This window comes from Bordetella petrii (assembly GCF_020991325.1).
GTDB classification, from domain to species: Bacteria; Pseudomonadota; Gammaproteobacteria; order Burkholderiales; family Burkholderiaceae_B; genus Bordetella_A; species Bordetella_A petrii_E.
In genome coordinates, this window is the sequence record NZ_JAJMLX010000022.1 from 1 (window position 1) to 17,372 (window position 17,372).

Annotated in this window: 13 protein-coding genes and 1 other RNA gene; 8 read left to right on the forward strand and 6 right to left on the reverse strand. The window is 63.6% G+C overall.

The features are described 5' to 3' along the window. The 5 genes from LPZ50_RS04145 to LPZ50_RS04165 form a co-directional block, all read left to right on the forward strand. Window positions 1-4,726 (forward strand): autotransporter outer membrane beta-barrel domain-containing protein (locus LPZ50_RS04145; RefSeq protein ID WP_230657908.1); only part of this gene is annotated, 4,726 nt, incomplete at its 5' end. Between the two features lie 156 nt (window positions 4,727-4,882). Further along, window positions 4,883-7,081, forward strand: coding sequence for a TonB-dependent receptor (locus LPZ50_RS04150; protein ID WP_230657910.1), 2,199 nt, complete (start codon window positions 4,883-4,885; stop codon window positions 7,079-7,081). A gap of 10 nt (window positions 7,082-7,091) precedes the next feature. Continuing rightward, window positions 7,092-8,261, forward strand: coding sequence for a PepSY-associated TM helix domain-containing protein (locus LPZ50_RS04155; RefSeq protein ID WP_230657913.1), 1,170 nt, complete (start codon window positions 7,092-7,094; stop codon window positions 8,259-8,261). After that, entirely contained in the window at window positions 8,258-8,467 is a 210-nt protein-coding gene (locus LPZ50_RS04160) for a hypothetical protein (RefSeq protein WP_230657916.1), read from the forward strand. Before LPZ50_RS04155 ends, LPZ50_RS04160 begins: the two co-directional genes overlap by 4 nt. Window positions 8,468-8,489: 22 nt before the next feature. Then, complete coding sequence (locus LPZ50_RS04165) at window positions 8,490-9,494, forward strand: pyridoxamine 5'-phosphate oxidase family protein (protein ID WP_230657918.1); 1,005 nt, start codon at window positions 8,490-8,492, stop codon at window positions 9,492-9,494. A gap of 64 nt (window positions 9,495-9,558) precedes the next feature. Here LPZ50_RS04165 and LPZ50_RS04170 read toward each other — a convergent pair whose 3' ends face one another. Further along, entirely contained in the window at window positions 9,559-10,443 is an 885-nt protein-coding gene (locus LPZ50_RS04170) for a LysR family transcriptional regulator (RefSeq protein WP_230657921.1), read from the reverse strand. A gap of 173 nt (window positions 10,444-10,616) precedes the next feature. Here LPZ50_RS04170 and LPZ50_RS04175 point away from each other — a divergent pair, with 173 nt between their 5' ends. Genes LPZ50_RS04175 through LPZ50_RS04185 form a run of 3 tightly spaced genes read left to right on the forward strand, consistent with a single transcriptional unit; the run spans window position 10,617 to window position 13,351 of the window. After that, a complete protein-coding gene (locus tag LPZ50_RS04175; RefSeq protein WP_230657925.1) occupies window positions 10,617-11,582 on the forward strand; it encodes a Bug family tripartite tricarboxylate transporter substrate binding protein in 966 nt (321 codons plus the stop codon). A gap of 36 nt (window positions 11,583-11,618) precedes the next feature. Then, window positions 11,619-12,092 carry a MaoC family dehydratase gene (locus LPZ50_RS04180; RefSeq protein WP_230657928.1) on the forward strand — a complete coding sequence of 158 codons (474 nt, stop codon included), beginning with the start codon at window positions 11,619-11,621 and terminating at the stop codon, window positions 12,090-12,092. 2 nt (window positions 12,093-12,094) lie between these two features. Next, window positions 12,095-13,351, forward strand: coding sequence for a CaiB/BaiF CoA transferase family protein (locus tag LPZ50_RS04185; protein WP_268903198.1), 1,257 nt, complete (start codon window positions 12,095-12,097; stop codon window positions 13,349-13,351). A gap of 62 nt (window positions 13,352-13,413) precedes the next feature. Here the strand turns inward: LPZ50_RS04185 and ssrA are convergent. The 5 genes from ssrA to ompA form a co-directional block, all read right to left on the reverse strand. Next, window positions 13,414-13,801, reverse strand: a transfer-messenger RNA (tmRNA) gene (gene ssrA / locus LPZ50_RS04190). 53 nt (window positions 13,802-13,854) lie between these two features. Beyond that, the gene (locus LPZ50_RS04195) at window positions 13,855-15,036 is read right to left on the reverse strand and encodes an MFS transporter (protein WP_230657931.1); all 1,182 of its coding nucleotides are present in this window, start codon (window positions 15,034-15,036) and stop codon (window positions 13,855-13,857) included. Window positions 15,037-15,291: 255 nt separating this feature from the next. Beyond that, window positions 15,292-15,975 carry a phosphoglycolate phosphatase gene (gene gph, locus LPZ50_RS04200; protein ID WP_230657935.1) on the reverse strand — a complete coding sequence of 228 codons (684 nt, stop codon included), beginning with the start codon at window positions 15,973-15,975 and terminating at the stop codon, window positions 15,292-15,294. Next, window positions 15,972-16,700: a bifunctional 2-polyprenyl-6-hydroxyphenol methylase/3-demethylubiquinol 3-O-methyltransferase UbiG gene (ubiG, locus tag LPZ50_RS04205; protein ID WP_230657938.1), complete on the reverse strand. Its 729-nt coding sequence runs from the start codon at window positions 16,698-16,700 to the stop codon at window positions 15,972-15,974. Before ubiG ends, gph begins: the two co-directional genes overlap by 4 nt. Window positions 16,701-16,782: 82 nt before the next feature. Next, a complete protein-coding gene (ompA, locus tag LPZ50_RS04210; protein ID WP_230657941.1) occupies window positions 16,783-17,364 on the reverse strand; it encodes an outer membrane protein OmpA in 582 nt (193 codons plus the stop codon). Window positions 17,365-17,372 lie beyond the last annotated feature (8 nt).

Genomic DNA, 17,372 nt, shown 5'->3' on the forward strand with positions numbered 1-17,372 from the left:
TCGAACAGGCAGCGCGGCCTCGGCGGCGGGCCTGCTGTCCGTTGGCGGCTCGGCCGGTACGGGCGGCGACGGTGGGGCGGTCACGGTGAACGCGAACGGCACGCAGAAGACCTCGGGCAATTACGCCTACGGCGTCGTCGCCCAATCCATCGGTGGTGGCGGCGGCAACGGCGGGGACGCCTTTGCGCTGACGACGGCGCTGCCCACGCCGGCCATCGGAGGAAACGGCGGCAATGGCGGAGATGGCGGTACTGTGGTCGCGAACATCAACAACAACGGCACGGTGACCACCCAGGGCGCGGGCGCCACGGGCCTGCTGGCGCAGTCGATCGGCGGTGGCGGCGGCAGTGGCGGGTCCGCCACCAATGTGGCCCTGCTCGATCTCATTTCTCTGGCGATCGGCGGCTCGGCCGGCGACGGCGGGTACGCCGGCACGGTAACGGTCCAGACCTCGGGGGCGAGCCTGCAAACCAATGGCGCCGCTCAGACGGCAGGCGTCAATCTCGGATTCAGCGTGGGCGTGGCGGTGGGGGGCAGCGGCGGCGGGGGCGGCGACGCCGACCACGTTTCCGTGACGCTGGACGATACGCAGATCAATACGGCCGGACTGGTGCCTGGCCAGGCACCTTCCAACCCGTCGGGCTCGCAGGTGAACCAGACCGATTCTTATGGAATACTGGCCCAGTCTATCGGGGGCGGCGGGGGTACCGGCGGCAGTGCCGCGGCGCGCAGCGTAGCGTTGCCCGTCGGCGACGGCGAGACGTTCTTCGCGATCGGTTCGGCGGTGTCGGTAGGCGCATCGGGCGGCGACGGCGGCAGCGGCAAGGAAGTGGACGTGACACTGTCGGGCAACAGCCTGGTGCGTACCAATGGCCAGGGCTCGCATGGCGTGCTGGCGCAGTCCATCGGCGGTGGCGGCGGCAATGGCGGCGACTCGAAAGCCATGAGCCGCACGTTCACCGTTCCCGATGTCAGCATCGCGGTCAATGTCGATGTCTCGGTGGGCGGCAGCGGCGGCGTGACCGGCGACGCCGGGCTGGTCGACCTGACGCTCGATGATCAGGCCCAGATCGCGACGCATGGCGACTATTCCAACGCGCTGATGGGGCAATCCATCGGCGGGGGCGGCGGTAATGGGGGAATAGGCAGCAGCGGCAGCGGCGGCCTGTCCAAGGGTTCGGCCTATACGGTGGATGTCGGCGTGGGTGCCAAAGGCAAGGCCGGCGGCGCGGGCGGACAATTGCAGGCCACGCTGGCCCAGGGGACCGCGCTTACCACCTTCGGCTCGGGATCCCGTGGCGTGTTGCTGCAGTCGGTGGGTGGCGGCGGCGGGGCTTCACAGGGTGCAACCGTGGATGTCGGGGCTCCCCTGTCCACCGGCGGTGGCGGAGGAGGCGAAGCCACGACCAGTCTCACCGCGTCCGTCAGCGTGTCCGTGGGCGAAGATGGCGGCGCTGGCGGCGACGGCGGCACAGTGACGCTGACCGACGCCGGTACCATCAAGACGTCGGGCGATGACGCCGACGGCATCTTGCTGCAGTCCATCGGCGGCGGCGGCGGACTGGGTGGCTCTGCCGGCTCGGATGCCTCGGCCGGGCCTACCTCCTATCCCGACTACGATCCGGACGAGCCCGGAGGCGATCCTCCGTCGGACGATACCGATCTCGGCTCCTATTCACTGTCGATCGGCGTCGGCGGGAAAGGCGGCGGCGGCGGCAACGGCGGGAAAGTCACGGTGAACTACACCGGCAACACCACGACCCAGGGCGATCTTGCCGATGCCATGGTGGTGCAATCCATCGGCGGCGGCGGTGGAGTGGGCGGGACGTCGACCGCCAAGGGCGCCAAGGGCGACGCCGGTCTGTCGATCGCCGTGGGCGGCCAGGGCGGCGATGGCGGCGACGGCGGTGAGATCGACTTGAACATGCTGGGCACCGCCAATTCGGCCGGCACCCAGGCGGCCACGGGCCAGTTGACGACCCATGGCAATGTTGCCTACGGCTTGCTGGCCCAATCCGTCGGCGGCGGTGGCGGCCAGGCCGCCGATGGCTCGGCCGACGTCACCTACAAGACCATAGACACGCCGTCGCTACTGATCGGCGTGGGCGGCAAGGGCGGCGCCGGAGGCAAGGGCGGCACCGTCAACATGAATGCCGCGGGTAGCCTGATCGGCGCCTGGACGCAAGGCACCGGCTCGCACGCCATCGTCCTGCAATCGATCGGCGGCGGGGGCGGTGCCGCCAGCGCGGGCGCCAGCAACAGTGCCTCGCTCGAAGGCGACGGATTCGTCCTGAACCTGGGCGGCGGCGGGGCCGGCGCCGACAGCGGCGGCGGGACCATCAACGTGGACAGCGTGGTGCTGGCGACGACGAACGGGCATGGCGCCTATGGTTTCGTTGCCCAGTCCATCGGTGGCGGCGGCGGAATCGCATATGCGGGCCAGGCGGCCAACGTCAGCAGCGCGACCATCGACAGTTCACAGCAGAGTAATTCGTACGATGCATCCGGCGCGGACATCAACATGACCTTGAACGCCGTTGCGGGCTCCCAGGGAAGCAATTCCACGCCCAGCAGCATCTCGACGACAGGGTCCGCGGCGCACGGCATCGTGCTGCAGTCCATCGGCGGCGGCGGCGGAATAGCGGGCGACCCCGGGTTTCCGTTGGAAATGGGATGGCAGGGCGGTGGCCAGGCCAATTCACAGACGGCGCACGCCGAGGGTGGCGACATTACCCTGGACGTGGGCAGTTCGAATATCGTGGTGAACGGCGACAATAGCTACGGCGTCATCATGCAGTCGATCGCCGACGGCGGCGGCCTGGGCGGCACGAGCCAGGGCAGCTTCGCCGGATCGCTGTACGACCATTCGCAAGGCGGGGGCAGCAAGGCCGGCAGCATCACCTTCACCCAGTCGGGCGGCGCCATATGGACATACGGCAGCAACGCGGTCGGGGTTTTTGCGCAAAGCGACGGCAATACGTCCCAGGCATCGCCGATTTCTCTGACGATCAACGGCTGGGTCCAGCAGATGAACTGGGATCCGACCGCCATTGGCCTCTGGCTCGATGGCGGTACGACCAACAATAGTGTCACGGTCGGCGGTCTGCTCGTGGCGAACCTGGCCGTCCAGCAGACGGGCCATGGGATTACGAACGCAACGGTTTCCGGCACCGGTGCCATTTCCGGCTCGTTGGACCTGGGCGAGTCAAACGGCGACACCGTCGGCGCCGTGAACAATGCCGGTACCTTGCTCAATGCCAAGTTCATCAAGGGCACGGTGTTCAATGACGGCAGCGTACTGGTCGGCTCGCAATCCAGCATCGACGCCATGCATGTGACGCATGACTTCAACCAGCGCGAAGCCGGGGTATTGCATGTCAGTACAGACTTCTCCGGCAGGCGCGCCGACATGCTTACCGTGGACGGCGCGGCGCGGCTGGATGGGCGCGTACAGATCGACGCGGTAACGCTGATGCCGAACCGCGAACTGGTTTTTCTGCAAGCCGGCAGCCTGGCGCCGGAAGCAAGCGTGGGCGGCGCGTCCTCGCTGTTCGACTTCAACACTCGCTATACGGATCGGTCGGCCGCCGTGTCCGTGAATGGCGCGCACTTCGGTGCCGTGTCGGACAGCTACGGCGTGGGCTCCAACCTGCAAGCTGTCGGCGACCATCTGCAAGACATCTGGGATCGCGGCGGCACCGAGGAACTGGGCTCTCTTTATGCCCAGCTCGACCAGGCCGCCGGCGGCGGCGCGTCGCGCTATTCGTCGGCCTTGAGCGATCTTTCGACCGGCTTGTCGGCCGCGCCAGCCGCGCTGGCGACTGGATCCATGAAAGGATTCGCGGATTCCCTGTTCAGTTGCCCCTGGTTCAATGGCGCCAGCGCGCAGACCACCGAAGGCGACTGCGTGTGGGGCCGCATTGTGGACAAGACCACTCACCTGGACGCCGGACGCGGCACTTCCTCGACGCGGGCGCGATCCATGTCTTATCAGCTGGGCACCCAGAAGCGCATCGCGCCGAATTGGGTGGCGGGTTTGTCGGCCGCCTACGAAAACAGCACGATCCGTTCGGGCGACAGCCGCATGCACACCGAGGGCGATACGGGCTACCTGGGTGCCGTGCTCAAGTACGAGGCCGGGCCCTGGACGTTCTCGGGCGCCACCTACGGCAGCTTCGGCCAGTACGATAACAAGCGCCGCATCGGGTTGACCGGCGCGCAAGCCAAGAGCGATTCGAAGGTCTGGTCGATCGGCCAGCAATTGCGCGCATCCTATACCCATGCGACCGACAAGGCTTACATCAAGCCCTATGCCAATCTGGACCTGATCTATACGCGCATGCCGTCCTATGACGAGCACGGGGCAGGGCCCCTGGATCTGCGAGTCGACAGCGCCGACAAACTGACCGCGCTACTGACCCCGGGTGTCGAAGTGGGAGGGCGTTTCGATCTAAAGAACGGCCTCACCGCCCGCCCCTTCGCGAACGTGGGCGTATCGCTGGCCAGCACGGACAAATGGGACACCCGCGCCCAGCTCGCCGCGGCGCCGGCCGGCAGCCGGGATTTCAAGACCACCCTGGAGACAGGGCGCGTATTCGGTCATGCATCGATAGGTGTCGAACTGGCCAGCCGCCGCGGTTTCGACGTGCGACTGCAGTACGACGGCGTCATCTCTGACCAGACCCGCAGCTCGGGAGGCTCGGTGAAGGCAACCTGGAGGTTTTGAACCAAGGAAATTCAGTTTTTCGTAAGAATTGGCCGGGCTTGTTGCAGATTTGCGCAAGTGCCGGCCATTTCCATCGTCTGATCCGGCAAAACCCGATACCATTATTGAATAATAATGATTATCATGCGTGTTTTTCCAAATTAGAAGATGGAGCTCATGATGCACAAGGCATCTGAAGAGCGGGCAGGGGCAAGAAAACGTGTCACCGTGGTCGTCAAGCGGGCACTGGCAAGCAGCGCGGCGTTCTACGCCGCCGCTGCAGCGGCGCAAGCCACGGATCCGGCTGCGGCCAACGTAACCTCGTTGCCCGCCATTACTGTGTCGGGGGCCCAAGAGGCCATGGGCGAAGCCCCGCCGCCCATCGCGGGCGGCCAGATCGGCGCGGGCGCCCGCCTGGGCATCCTGGGCAATACGTCCATCATGGACACGCCCTTCAGCGTCACCAGCTACACCGCCCAAACCATGGAGAACGTGCAAGCTCGTTCGGTGGCCGACGTGGCCACCCTGGATCCTTCGGTACGGATGAGCAGCGCGCGATCCAACATCAACGAAGACCTGACGATCCGCGGGTTCAACGTGCCTTCCGGCGATTTTGCGCTGAACGGCATGTTCGGCCTGGCCCCGTTCTGGCGCGCGCCCGTCGAGACATTGGAACGTGTGGAAATCATCAAGGGGCCGTCGGCGGCGCTGTTCGGCATGACGCCGGGCGGCAGCGTGGGCGGGGTCGTCAATCTCGTGCCCAAGCGCGCGACCGACGAGCCCATTACCCGCCTCACTGGCAGCGTGTCATCGGATTCGGTGTTCGGGGTACATGCGGATATCGGCCGCCGCTTCGGGCCCGACAACGCCTTCGGCATCCGCGTCAATGCCATGATGCGCGACGGCGATACGCCGATCAAGGACCAGTCCACGCGCGAAAGCCTGGGGTCCGTGGCGCTGGACTATCGTGGGGAATCGTTGCGTGCCTCGCTGGACCTGCTGTGGCAAAAAGAACGCATCGATAACGTGGTGCGCCAGTTCCAGCTAAGCCCGACGCTCACCGCCATTCCCGAGGCGCCCAGCAACAATAATCCCTATCCCGGCCTGGGCTGGAGCGACGGACGCAATGGCTCCGGTGTGTTCAAGGTCGAGTACGACCTGACTGACAACCTTACCGCTTACGCTGGCTATGGCCAGCGCAAGCTGAACTGGGATGCCTTCGCCGGCAATCCCGTGCTGCTGAACACGCAGGGAGACTACTCCTACTTCGGCGGCTGGCAACGTATGACGGTGGACAGCAAGTCCACCGAAGCCGGGCTGCGCGGCAAGTTCTCCACCGGGCCGGTACGCCACAGTGTAGCGTTCAGCTACACCAAGCTGGACCAGGACCAGCGGCTGGGTTTCTACACGGGCTATCCGGGTGGGATGTCCAATATTTATTCTGGCGACGTATTCGATACCCCGTCCACGTCCGGCATCGACAACCCTCTGCGACGATACCAGCGCACCAAGCTGACCAGCTATGCTTTGGCGGACACCCTGTCGTTCATGCAGGACCAGCTGCAGCTGACCCTGGGCGTGCGCCGGCAGCAGGTGGCAGGCCAGAGCTACAACTTCATGACGGGCGAACCCAGCGGTCCTTACTACGACGAGCGCGCCACTACGCCCCTGGCCGGCGTAGTGTTCAAGATACGCCCCGATCTGTCGCTGTATGCCAGCTATGTCGAGGGCCTGTCCCAGGGCGATACCGCACCCACCAGCGCGGCCATCAGCAATCCCGGCGAGATGCTGTCGCCGTTCAAGTCCAAGCAGAAGGAAATCGGCGCCAAGTTCAACCCCAACGACGACATGCTGGCCACCATCAGCCTGTTCGAGCTGACCCGGCCCAGTTCGGGAATCTCCGGCGATACGTTTGGCGTATTCGGCGAACAGCGCAACCGTGGTGTCGAAGCGACGTTCGCGGGCGAAATCAGCCGCGGCGTGCGGCTGCTGGGCGGCATCAGCTATATCGATGGCGTCATCACCAAGGCCGTCAGCCCCGACCTGAAAGACAACAAGGCCATCGGCGTGCCCGACTGGCAAGCCAATCTGGGCGCCGAATGGGATACCCCCTTCGTGCCCGGCCTGACGCTGATGGGACGTGTGGTCTATACCGCCCGCACCTATGCCGACGCCGCCAACACGCTGTCGGTTCCGAGCTGGACCCGCTTCGATGCCGGCGCCCGCTATGAGACAAAGATCAGCGGCAAGCCGGTCACATTCCGCCTGAACGTGGAGAACCTGTTCGACAGGGATTACTGGGGCACCGCGACCGCCGGCTACCTGTTCGTGGGTTCGCCGCGCACATACACGCTGTCGGCCAGCATAGGCTTCTAGGGGCGCCGCGATGTCTACGCAAACTTGGTCCTGGATCCACAAGTGGAGCAGCCTGGTCTGCACGGTATTCATGCTGCTGCTTTGCCTGACCGGGCTGCCCCTCATTTTCCACGAGGAAATCGAACACCTGTCGGGCGTGGTCGAGGCGCCGCCCATGCCCGAGGGCACGCCGAATGCCAGCCTGGACAGGATTGCGCAGGCCGCGCTGGAGCGCCGCCCGGGCGAGGTCATCCGCTACATGTTCTGGGAACAGGACGAACATCCCGACATTACCTATGTGTCCATGGCCAGCGCCATCGACGCGCCGCCCGAAGAAAACAATGCCGTCATCGTCGATTCGCGCAGCGCCCAGGTGCTGGACGAACCGGCCACCAATGAAGGCTTCATGTATGTCATGCTCAAGCTCCACACGGACATGTTCGCGGGGCTGCCGGGCATGCTGTTCCTGGGCGCCATGGGCCTGTTGATGGTGGTGGCCATTGTGTCGGGGGTGGTGCTGTACTACCCGTTCATGCGCCGCCTGAAGTTCGGCGCGCTGCGCACCCAGCGCAGCACGCGCGTCAAATGGCTGGACTGGCACAACCTGCTGGGCATCGTGGCGGTAGTGTGGCTGACAGTCGTGGGCGTGACGGGCAGTATCAATACCTTGAACCGCGTCATCCTGGGCCTTTGGCAGATGGACCAGATGGCCGAAATGACGGCCCCATACCGGGGCCTGCCTGCCGTGACCCAGCCCGCGCACCTCGAGGAATCCATCCGCGCCGCCCGCGCCGCGGTGCCCGACATGGCGGTCAGCTTGGTGGCCTTTCCCGGAACGATGTTCTCCAGCCCGCACCACTACACCTTCTTCCTGAAGGGCAGCACGCCCGTCACGGCACGGTTGCTGAAGCCGGCACTGGTCGATGCCACCACCGGCAAGCTCACCGATACGCGTGACATGCCCTGGTACGTGAAGACCCTGTTTCTGTCGCAGCCGCTGCACTTCGGCGACTATGGCGGCCTGCCCCTGAAGATACTGTGGGCGATACTGGACCTCTTCGCCATTGTGATACTGGGCAGCGGCCTGTATCTGTGGCTGCGCAAACCGAAGGCGGTGGCGGCCGCGAAAGCGCCCGCCGACGGCCGGGTAGAGCCCGCCAACGCATTGCATCGTGCCAATACCAACGAGGCTGCGCAATGAACCGATACGAATCCCGCCTGGTGCGCACCGACCACCCGCAATCGCCTGGCGAGGTTTTCCGCGTGCCAATCTGGCTGGGGGCGGCTTCCATCATCGGCCTGATCTCGGCCCTGCTGGGCGACGACATCTGGGATGTACTGTCCTGGATAACCATACTGGCGCCGGTTGCCGCGGTGGCCTGGGCATGGCGCAGGCGCGCCCGCTGATCCGCGGGCAGGAGGCACACGAATGGGCGGAGTGATCCAGAACATTGCAGCCCTGGAGTCGCAGGTGGGCACGCGGCCGGCTGCGGTCAACCTGAAAGTCATCGACCACCTGGACGCCCAGGCCTTGAAATGGGTGGCCGTGTCGCCGCTGGCCTTCGCGGGTTTCAGCGATGCCGAGCGCATCGACATCACCATCGCGGGCGGCGATCGCGGCTTTGCCACTGCGTCCTCGGCGAACCAGTTGCGCCTGCCGCGCGCGCTGCTGGACGACCCGGGACATGCGCGGGCCGGATGCGGAGTGGGCCTGCTGTTCCTGATTCCCGGCCTGGGTGAAACCTTGCGCGTCAATGGCAGGGTAGAGGCCGCCACGGACGAAGACATGCTGGTGACGGTGCATGAATGTTATGCGCATTGCGCCAAGGCGCTGCTGCGCTCGCAATTCTGGCAGGCCGCCGATACGCCGTCGCCTGGCGATGCGCAGGAGTTCCTGGCCGCGGCACGTTATATGGCGCTGGCCACCGCCGACACCGCATTGAACACCGACGTCAGCCCCAAGGGCGATCCGGCCGGCATGCTGGTGCGGCCGTGCGGTGGCGGCATCCGCTATGCCGACCGGCCAGGCAACCGCCGCACCGACAGTTTTCGCAATATCCTGGCGCGGCCCAGCGCGGCGGCTGTACTGGTGGTGCCGGGTTGCACGCGGGTGGCCGTGCTGCAGGGCGGCGTGCAGATCGATGCCGACCCCGCATTGCGCCAGTCCTTCGCCGTGCAGGACAAAGCGCCGAAACTGGTTTCCACCTTCATGGCGCCTTCGCTGGTGCTGCGCGAAAGCGCCGCGCTGGCACGGGCCCGGCCCTGGGAAGCCGTGTCACCGCCCAGCGACATCGACCCAGCCGAAATCTTCGCGGCGCACGTCAAATTGAACAAGGCGCGGGGTTTGGGGGCAATGATTGCCAAGGGCATGGTGTCCGTGCCGGGCCTGATGCGCAAGGGGTTGGAACAGGATTACAAGCGTAATCTGTACTGAGGCCTGTCTCCGGGGTGCCTGGGCGCCTACGGAAGGGGTTTCCATGTCCCTTGCGGCATCCTTTTCAAACCTCTTCCATCACGGTTCGCACAAACTCGCGTGCATAGTCGGGCAATGCCGCCATGGACCTTATGACGATCATCTGGTTCCGCTTCGCCCACGGCTCGTTCAGCCTTACTATGCCTACCAGCCCGCGTTCCTTCCACCCGCGGGCGAGAGAAAGCGGAACCATGCAGATCCCCGCGCCTGCCTGTACGCATCGGAGCGCGGCTTCGAAGCTCGGCATGTGAATCCGCACGTTCATGCGCTTGTTCAGATTGCCGGCGACTTGCTGCAGGTAAAGAAAGTTGCTGCTTTGCTTGCCTACGGATACAAGCTCATGGGCAAGCGCCATATCTACCGGAATACGCTTGCGGCCCGCAAGCGGGTGCCCCACCGCCGTTACGAACACCAGTTCGTCTTGTGCATACTCGTAGGCTTCGAGCCGGCCAAGATGCGTCACGCTGGCAACAAGGCCGATATCGGCGATGCCTTCATGGACGGCACGCACGCTTTCCTCGCTTAAATGTTCCTCCAGTTCGATATTGATCGTTGGAAATCTTGCCAGGAAACGGCTGACGGGGCCAGGCAAGGCATTCAGCGTACTGCTGTTCGCAAAGACCCGTATATGGCCAGTGACGTCGGAATGATATTTGGCTATTTCTGTCTGCAGGCCATCCGCATGGGCAAGCATTGCTTCGCCATAGCGATAGACAGCTTCTCCGGCGGATGTCAGCGACATCCCTTTGACGGTTCTTTCAAAAAGAGAAACTCCAAGGGTGCGTTCGAGATTCTTTAATCTGTAGCTGGCCGAAGGAGCCGTCATGTGCATGCTTACCGCACCTGTTGTGAGATTCTTGGCATCCGCAATGGCCATAAATACGCGGATATCTGTAAGTTCATATCGCATGCGGATACCTATGATCTCTTTGCCCGGAGCGTGGCGAATTCGGAGTGTATTAGAAATTTTCGAACATAAGCCAGGATATTTCAACTGGACGACATTTCCCGCCGATCGATATATTGGCAAGGAAGGCCTCTATCACATCAGCCGCCACGGCACTAACATCATATGGGGAGACAATGAAGCACATTCTCAAGAACATCCTGTCTGCAATTGCCCTGGGCGCTTTTGCATTGCCCGTCCTGGCGGACTATCCCGAAAAACCGGTCAAGCTTGTCGTTCCGTACGCCGCAGGTGGCCCGACGGACGCATTCGCGCGTGTTCTTGCCGACGTATGGAGCCAGAAGATCGGTACGACTTTCATCGTGGAGAACAGGGCAGGTGCCGGTACGGTCGTTGGCACGGACTATGTCGCGAATGCACCGAACGACGGTTATACGGTGCTTATGTCGACGGTGGCGCACGCCGTCAATTCAAGCTTGCACGCAAAACTCAACTTTGATCCGGTGAAAGATTTTTCCTCTGTCGGGCTGGCTGCGAAGGCTCCACTTGTGCTCGTGGTCAACAAGAAAATGCCTGTGCAGAACCTGAAAGAGTTCGTTGATTACCTGAAAGCGAACTCCGAGAATCTGGATTACGGTTCGGCCGGAATTGGCAGCGCGCCTCATCTGGGTGGAGCGCTCTTGAATCATGTCGGCAATTTCAAGGCTCGCCACATTCCGTACAAAGGCAGCGCTCCGGCCATGGCGGACCTCATCGGCGGCCATGTGCAGTTCATGGTCGACAGTGCGCCCACAGGGTTGGCGCAGGCTCATGCAGGCACCGTTCGCCTGATAGCCACCAGCATGAAGACCCGCCTGCCGCAAGTGCCGGACATTCCTGCCATCGCAGAAGTCTTGCCTGGGTACGAGGCCTATACCTGGAATGCCATGTTGGTTCCCGCGGGCACAGACAGTGAGGTCATCGAAAAGCTGCGCGCCAGCCTGCAGGAAGCGCTGCATGATGAGGGCCTGCGGTCCAAGGCCGACCAGATGGGCTTGATCCTGGAAGAAAAACCGGATCCGCAAGCGCTGGACAAATTCATCGCCGAGGAAATGCAGAAATGGCGTGCCGTCGTCGGGTCGTCCGACATGAGCACGAATTGACGGCTGGCAACATCATCTTATCCAAGGGAGAGGTCCGTGAGGTCCCATACATTGTGTGAGCAGCGCTATTTTGAAGATTTCAAAACAGGCGAACGCTTCAATATTCCGTCAAGAACCATGACGGATGCGATTTATGCCGCGTTTCAGATGGCCAGTGGCGACAATCACCCGGTGCATTACGACGTGGAGTACTGCCGTGCTCATGGCATGCCGCACATGCTGGCGCATGGCTACCAGGTGCTGATTCAGTCGGCTGCCGGCGCGGGCCTCTTCCCGCACACTGTGGAAGAGTCCCTGAAGGCATTCATCGAGCAAAGTAGCCGTTTCCTTGCCCCGGTATATGTCGGGGACACGTTATATCCCTCACTGGAAGTGGCCGAGTTGACACCCAACCGCAGCACGGGGGTGCTGGTAATGCGCTCTACCATCCACAATCAGAACGATGTCCTGGTTATGGAGGGCATGCAGAAGTATCTGTTGCGCAAGCGCCACCCCGAACCGAAGGCTTAGGAATGCCCGGAAAGCAGCAGGCAAGGGATCAGTTTCAAGCGAGGGACAATGCCGTGCGTCCATTGGAAGGAGTACGCGTTCTGGATCTGAGCAAGGTGCTGGCGGGCCCATTGTGCGCCCAGTATCTTGGTGACCTGGGTGCGGATGTCATCAAGGTGGAGCCTCCTGGTGGCGGCGATGAAACCCGCAGCTGGACACCGCAGCGTGAAGGAGAAGCCGCTGCTTTCATGGCGGTCAACCAGAACAAGCGCGGCATCGCGGTGGACATGAAGTCTCCGGAAGGAATGGAGATCATCAGGCAACTGGTGGAAAAGTCGGATGTGGTGATCCAGGGCTTCGCTTCGGGGACGGCCCGCAAGCTGGGCGTGGACTACGAGTCCCTGAAGCAGATCAATTCCCGGATTGTCTACTGCGAAATTTCTGGCTATGGCCGGGATGGCCCCATGGGCAATGAGCCAGGCTATGACGTCATGCTGCAGGCCTTTAGCGGAATGATCAGCACGATAGGGCAAAGGGGCGGCCCGGCGGCCAGGGTGAGTTTCTCTCCAGTCGATCTGGGGACGGGTATGCATGCAACATCGGGCATTCTCGCTGGCCTGATGAATCGCGCCACCACGGGCGAAGGTTGCTATGTGGAAGTATCCTTGCTGGATACGGCCATGGGATTCATGGGGTATATGGCCAGCAACTACTGGTTCTCGAACGCGGTCCCGGTGCGCATGGGTATGGCCCATCCGTCGCTGTGTCCTTACCAGGCCTTCAGAACCCAGAATGGCGAGGTCATGCTCGGCGTCGGCAATGATCGTATCTGGAAAAAATTCTGCGCCGAGGCTGGGCTGGTGGAATATATGGAAGACCCGCGCTTCAAGACAAACGCAGATCGCGTGAAGAACTTCGATGCGACCTGCGATATTGTCCAGGCCAGGCTCCTGAGCGACACGACAGAGTCATGGATAAAAAGACTGCGTGCAGCCGGTGTCCCGATTTCTCCCTTGCACACGCTTGCTGAGGCGCTCGAGCATGAGCAAGTCGTGGCCCGTGGCATCGTCGTCGAAAGCGAGCATGTCCGGCTCGGAAAAATCAGGCACGTGGCCTATCCGGTTTCCTTCAACAAGGCCGCGCGAGAAGTTCGCCGCGCGCCGCCCATGCTGGGCGAGCACACCAGGGAAATCTTGGCCGAACTGGGCTACGCGCCGGAAGCAATAAGCAGCTTGGCAGATACGGGTATCGTGGGTGCTCTATCAGAAAAAAACCCATAAACTGACCAAGGCCAATTTATGGGTTTCAGCACACCAAGCGAATCAATCGCTTGGTGTTGGATTGGTGGAGCCGGGGGGAATTGAACCCCCGTCCGCAAGCCCTCTACAACCAGTTCTACATGCGTAGTCGGCCTATTTGGATTTAACCCTGGACTTAGCCAACCGACAGGCCGGACCAGGGCGATTCACGTAATTTAAGCCTGAACCGTGTGACCCCAGTGCAGACCGATTCCTTGTAAATGTCGCTGCTGCGGTTCGGGGTTGCCCCCTGGGAAGTTGCCTTCCCCCGCCTGACCCAAGGACAGATCAGTGCAGCGGCTCACCGCTTAAGCGGCGAGAGCGAAACGCTCGTCGTTGGCGTTTGTAGTGTTTCCAGTGGTTTTACGAGCGAACTGGTGCTCGGCATGCCCTGAGTTGCTTCGCGACCCACGTCGAATCCGGATCGGCCCCAAGTTGTGTGGATTGTACCTTGAATAGGCCCGGCGCGCCCAGCGCCGGGGCGTTCACGCGTTGGCGCAAGTCTGTTTCGGCAGGGCTCGGACGCGGGCCGGGCCGGCCGCCATCAGCAGGACGCCCAGGCCCAGGGCGGCCACGATGATGCCGGCCGCGGCCAGGCCCAGCGAGGCCAGGCCATGGTGGTCGATGACATAGCCGCCCACGATGGCGCCGATGCCAATGCCGGTGTTGGCGCCCGAGATGTTCAGCGACGCGGCGAAGGCGGGCGCTTCAGGGGCTGATTTCATCACACGAACGTGGCACACGATGAACAGTGCCGCCTGGGCGATGCCCCACGTGCCCAGCGCCACGGCCAGCAGGCCGGGCGAGCGCATCACCGGGCCCAGCACGGACAGGCCGGCAGCCATCAGCGCCGAGAACAGCAGCGTGGCGCCCAACGTGCTGCGGTCGGCCAGGCGGCCGCCGGCCCAGTTGCCCAGCAGGCCGATGGCGCCGAAGGCCATCATCGTCCAACCCACCCATTGGCCGGTGAAGCCAGCCAAGCGTTCCAGCATGTCGGCCAGATAAGTGTAGGCGGTGAACATGCCGGTGAACACCAGCAGCGACAGCAGGACATGGCCCACCACGCGGGGATTGCGCAAAATGCGCAGCTGCGACTTCAGGTTGATACTCTGCGGCTGCTGCGGCGGCCGGGGAAAGAACACCCACAGCAGCGCGGCCTTGGCAAATGCCAGTACGGCCAGCGCGCCGAAGGCCGCGCGCCAGCCATAGGCATCCGAAATCAGCACGCCTATGGGTATGCCGAATACGGTGGCGGCCACGATGCCGAAGGCCACCATCGAAATCGCCCGGCCAGCATGTGCCGGTCCGGCAAGCTCGACCGCCGTGGCGCTGGCCAGGGACCAGAACACGGGCAGCGCCAGCGCGGGCACAAAGCGCGCCAACCCCATGATTTCTATATTCGGTGCCAGCGCGGCCGCCACGTTGGATGCACCGAACAAGATTAGTACGCCCACGAATAGCCGTTTGCGGTTGATGTTGGTCATCAGCGCGGTAAGCAGCGGGCCTGTGGCCGCCACGGTAAAGGCGAACAAAGTAACCAGTAGCCCGGCTTGCGACACCGTGACATGCAGGTCACGGGCCAATGGCGGCAACAAGCCGACGATCAAAAACTCTGTGGTCAGGATGGTGAATCCGGCGATGGAAAGCAGAAAAATAGGCAATAGCATGGGGCTCCCGATGCGCGGCACGATACAACCGCGCGCTGTCAGCGGGTGGGGAAAGGGTAAGAAATGGGGCTGGGGCAAGGCCCGGCCGGAGGTGCCGTTGACCGGCCCGCCGAGAGAGGGGAGGCGGGCCGGGCGGCAAGGCAGTGCGTCAGGGCTTCACTGTAATGCAGCCCATGGGCGGGATAAAGACGCGGTATTCGGCATGACTATTCGCCTGGCGCGAACAGTGACCGGCCGGTATGTGCCGGCCCAGGGTCAGGCAGGCTGGCGCACGTCGCTGGGCAGCAGCGGCTCGATAGCGGCCCAGAGTTCATCGGGGGTATTGGCGCAGGCCTCGGCCGACCAAGTGGTGATGTTCTCGTCTTGCCCCAGGTAACCATAGGCGGCGGCCACCGCGGGCATGCCGGCTGCGTGGGCGGCCTGGATGTCGCGCAGGTCGTCGCCGACATACACGCAGCGATCGGTGGCGTAGCCGGCTTCGCGGGCCGCGTGCAGCAATGGGGCCGGGTGCGGCTTGGCGTGCTCGGTGGTGTCGCCGCAGACCAGCACCGCGCTGTGGCGGGTAAGGTCCAGGTGTTTCACGATGGGCAGGGTCAGGTGGGTGACCTTGTTGGTGACAATGCCCCACGCCAGCCCGCGCGCGCGGATGTCGTCCAGCAAGGCCGCAACGCCCGGGAACAAGCGGCTGTGCAGGGTGGATCCGGCGGCGTAGTCTTGCAGGAACTGCTGCCTGGCAGGTTCGTAGTCGGGGTGGTCGGGCAGCAGGCCCAGCGCCACGCGCAGCAGGCCCCGGGCGCCTTGCGACGCGACCGGGCGCAAGTCTTCATAGGGCAGGGCGGGCATGCCGCGGCGGGTGCGCTGGCGGTTCGCCGCGGCGGCCAGGTCGGGGGCGGTGTCGGCCAGGGTGCCGTCGAAGTCGAACAGGATCAGGGCGCTCATTTGCGGGTAGCCATCAGATAGTTCACCGAGGTGTCATTGGACAGGCTGTAAACCTGGGAAATGGGGTTGTATTCCATGCCGCGCATGCCGGCCGGTTCCAGCCCGGCCTGGCGGGCCGAGGCGGCCAGTTCGCTGGGCTTGATGAACTGGTCGTGGCTGTGGGTGCCGCGCGGCAGCAGGCGCAGTACATATTCCGCGCCGATGATGGCATACAAAAATGACTTGGCGTTGCGGTTCAGTGTGGAGAAAAACACCCACCCGCCCGGCTTGGCCAACTGGGCGCAGGCGCGCACGATGGAACCGGGGTCGGGCACGTGTTCCAGCATTTCCATGCAGGTCACCACGTCGTAGCGGGCCGGCTGCTCGGTGGCCAGTTCTTCTACGGGCACGGCGCGGTATTCCACCTTGACGCCGGATTCCAGGCCGTGCAGGCGCGCGATTTTCAGGGATCTTTCCGCCAGGTCGATGCCGGTGACCTGGGCGCCGGCCACGGCCATGCTTTCCGAGAGAATGCCGCCGCCGCACCCTACGTCCAGGACGGTCTTGCCGGCCAGGGGGCCGGAGCATTCCTGGATCCAGCCCAGGCGTAGCGGATTGATGGCATGCAGCGGCTTGAATTCGCTTTCGGGGTCCCACCAGCGGGCGGCCAGGGCAGCGAACTTGTCCAGCTCGGCCTGGTCGGCGTTGACGCCGGGGCGGGCGGATGCGGAGGTCTGGGTCGTCATGGGCAACTGGGCGCGGCCGCGCCGGAAGAAAAAAAAGGGCCTCGCAGTGCGAGGCCCTTCATTGTAGCGGTTAGCTCGTCGATTAACGGCGGCTACCGACCACTTCGATCTCAACGCGACGGTTCTGGGCGCGGCCTTCACGCGTCTTGTTGGAAGCCACGGGCTGCAGTTCGCCCTTGCCTTCGGTGTAGATGCGGTTGGGGTCGACGCCACGGCTGACCAGGTAGGCCTTGACCGAAGCGGCACGGCGCTCGGACAGACCCTGGTTGTACTCTTCGGTACCGATCGAGTCGGTGTGGCCGACGGCGATGATGGTTTCGAGGTCGATGCCCTGGGCTTGCTGGGCAACTTGATCCAGCAGCTGGCGGCCTTCCGGCTTCAGGGTCGACTTGTCGAAGTCAAAGAACGTGTCGGCGTTGAAGACAACCTTGGTGGCCATCGGCGTGGGCTTGGCGGGTGCCTGAGCAACCGGCACGCCGTCGCAACCGGGGATACCGGTGGCCGGGGTCCAGAAGGCATCGCGCCAGCACAGTTCATTCGTGCCGTTCATCCACACGTCGCCGAACGGATTGCGCCAGTTGTCCACGGTTTGCGCGGAAGCTGCACCGGATGCCGTAACCGCGGCGAAGGCGAGCGCCAGAGCGAATTTGGAGGGTTTGTTCATGTTTCTCC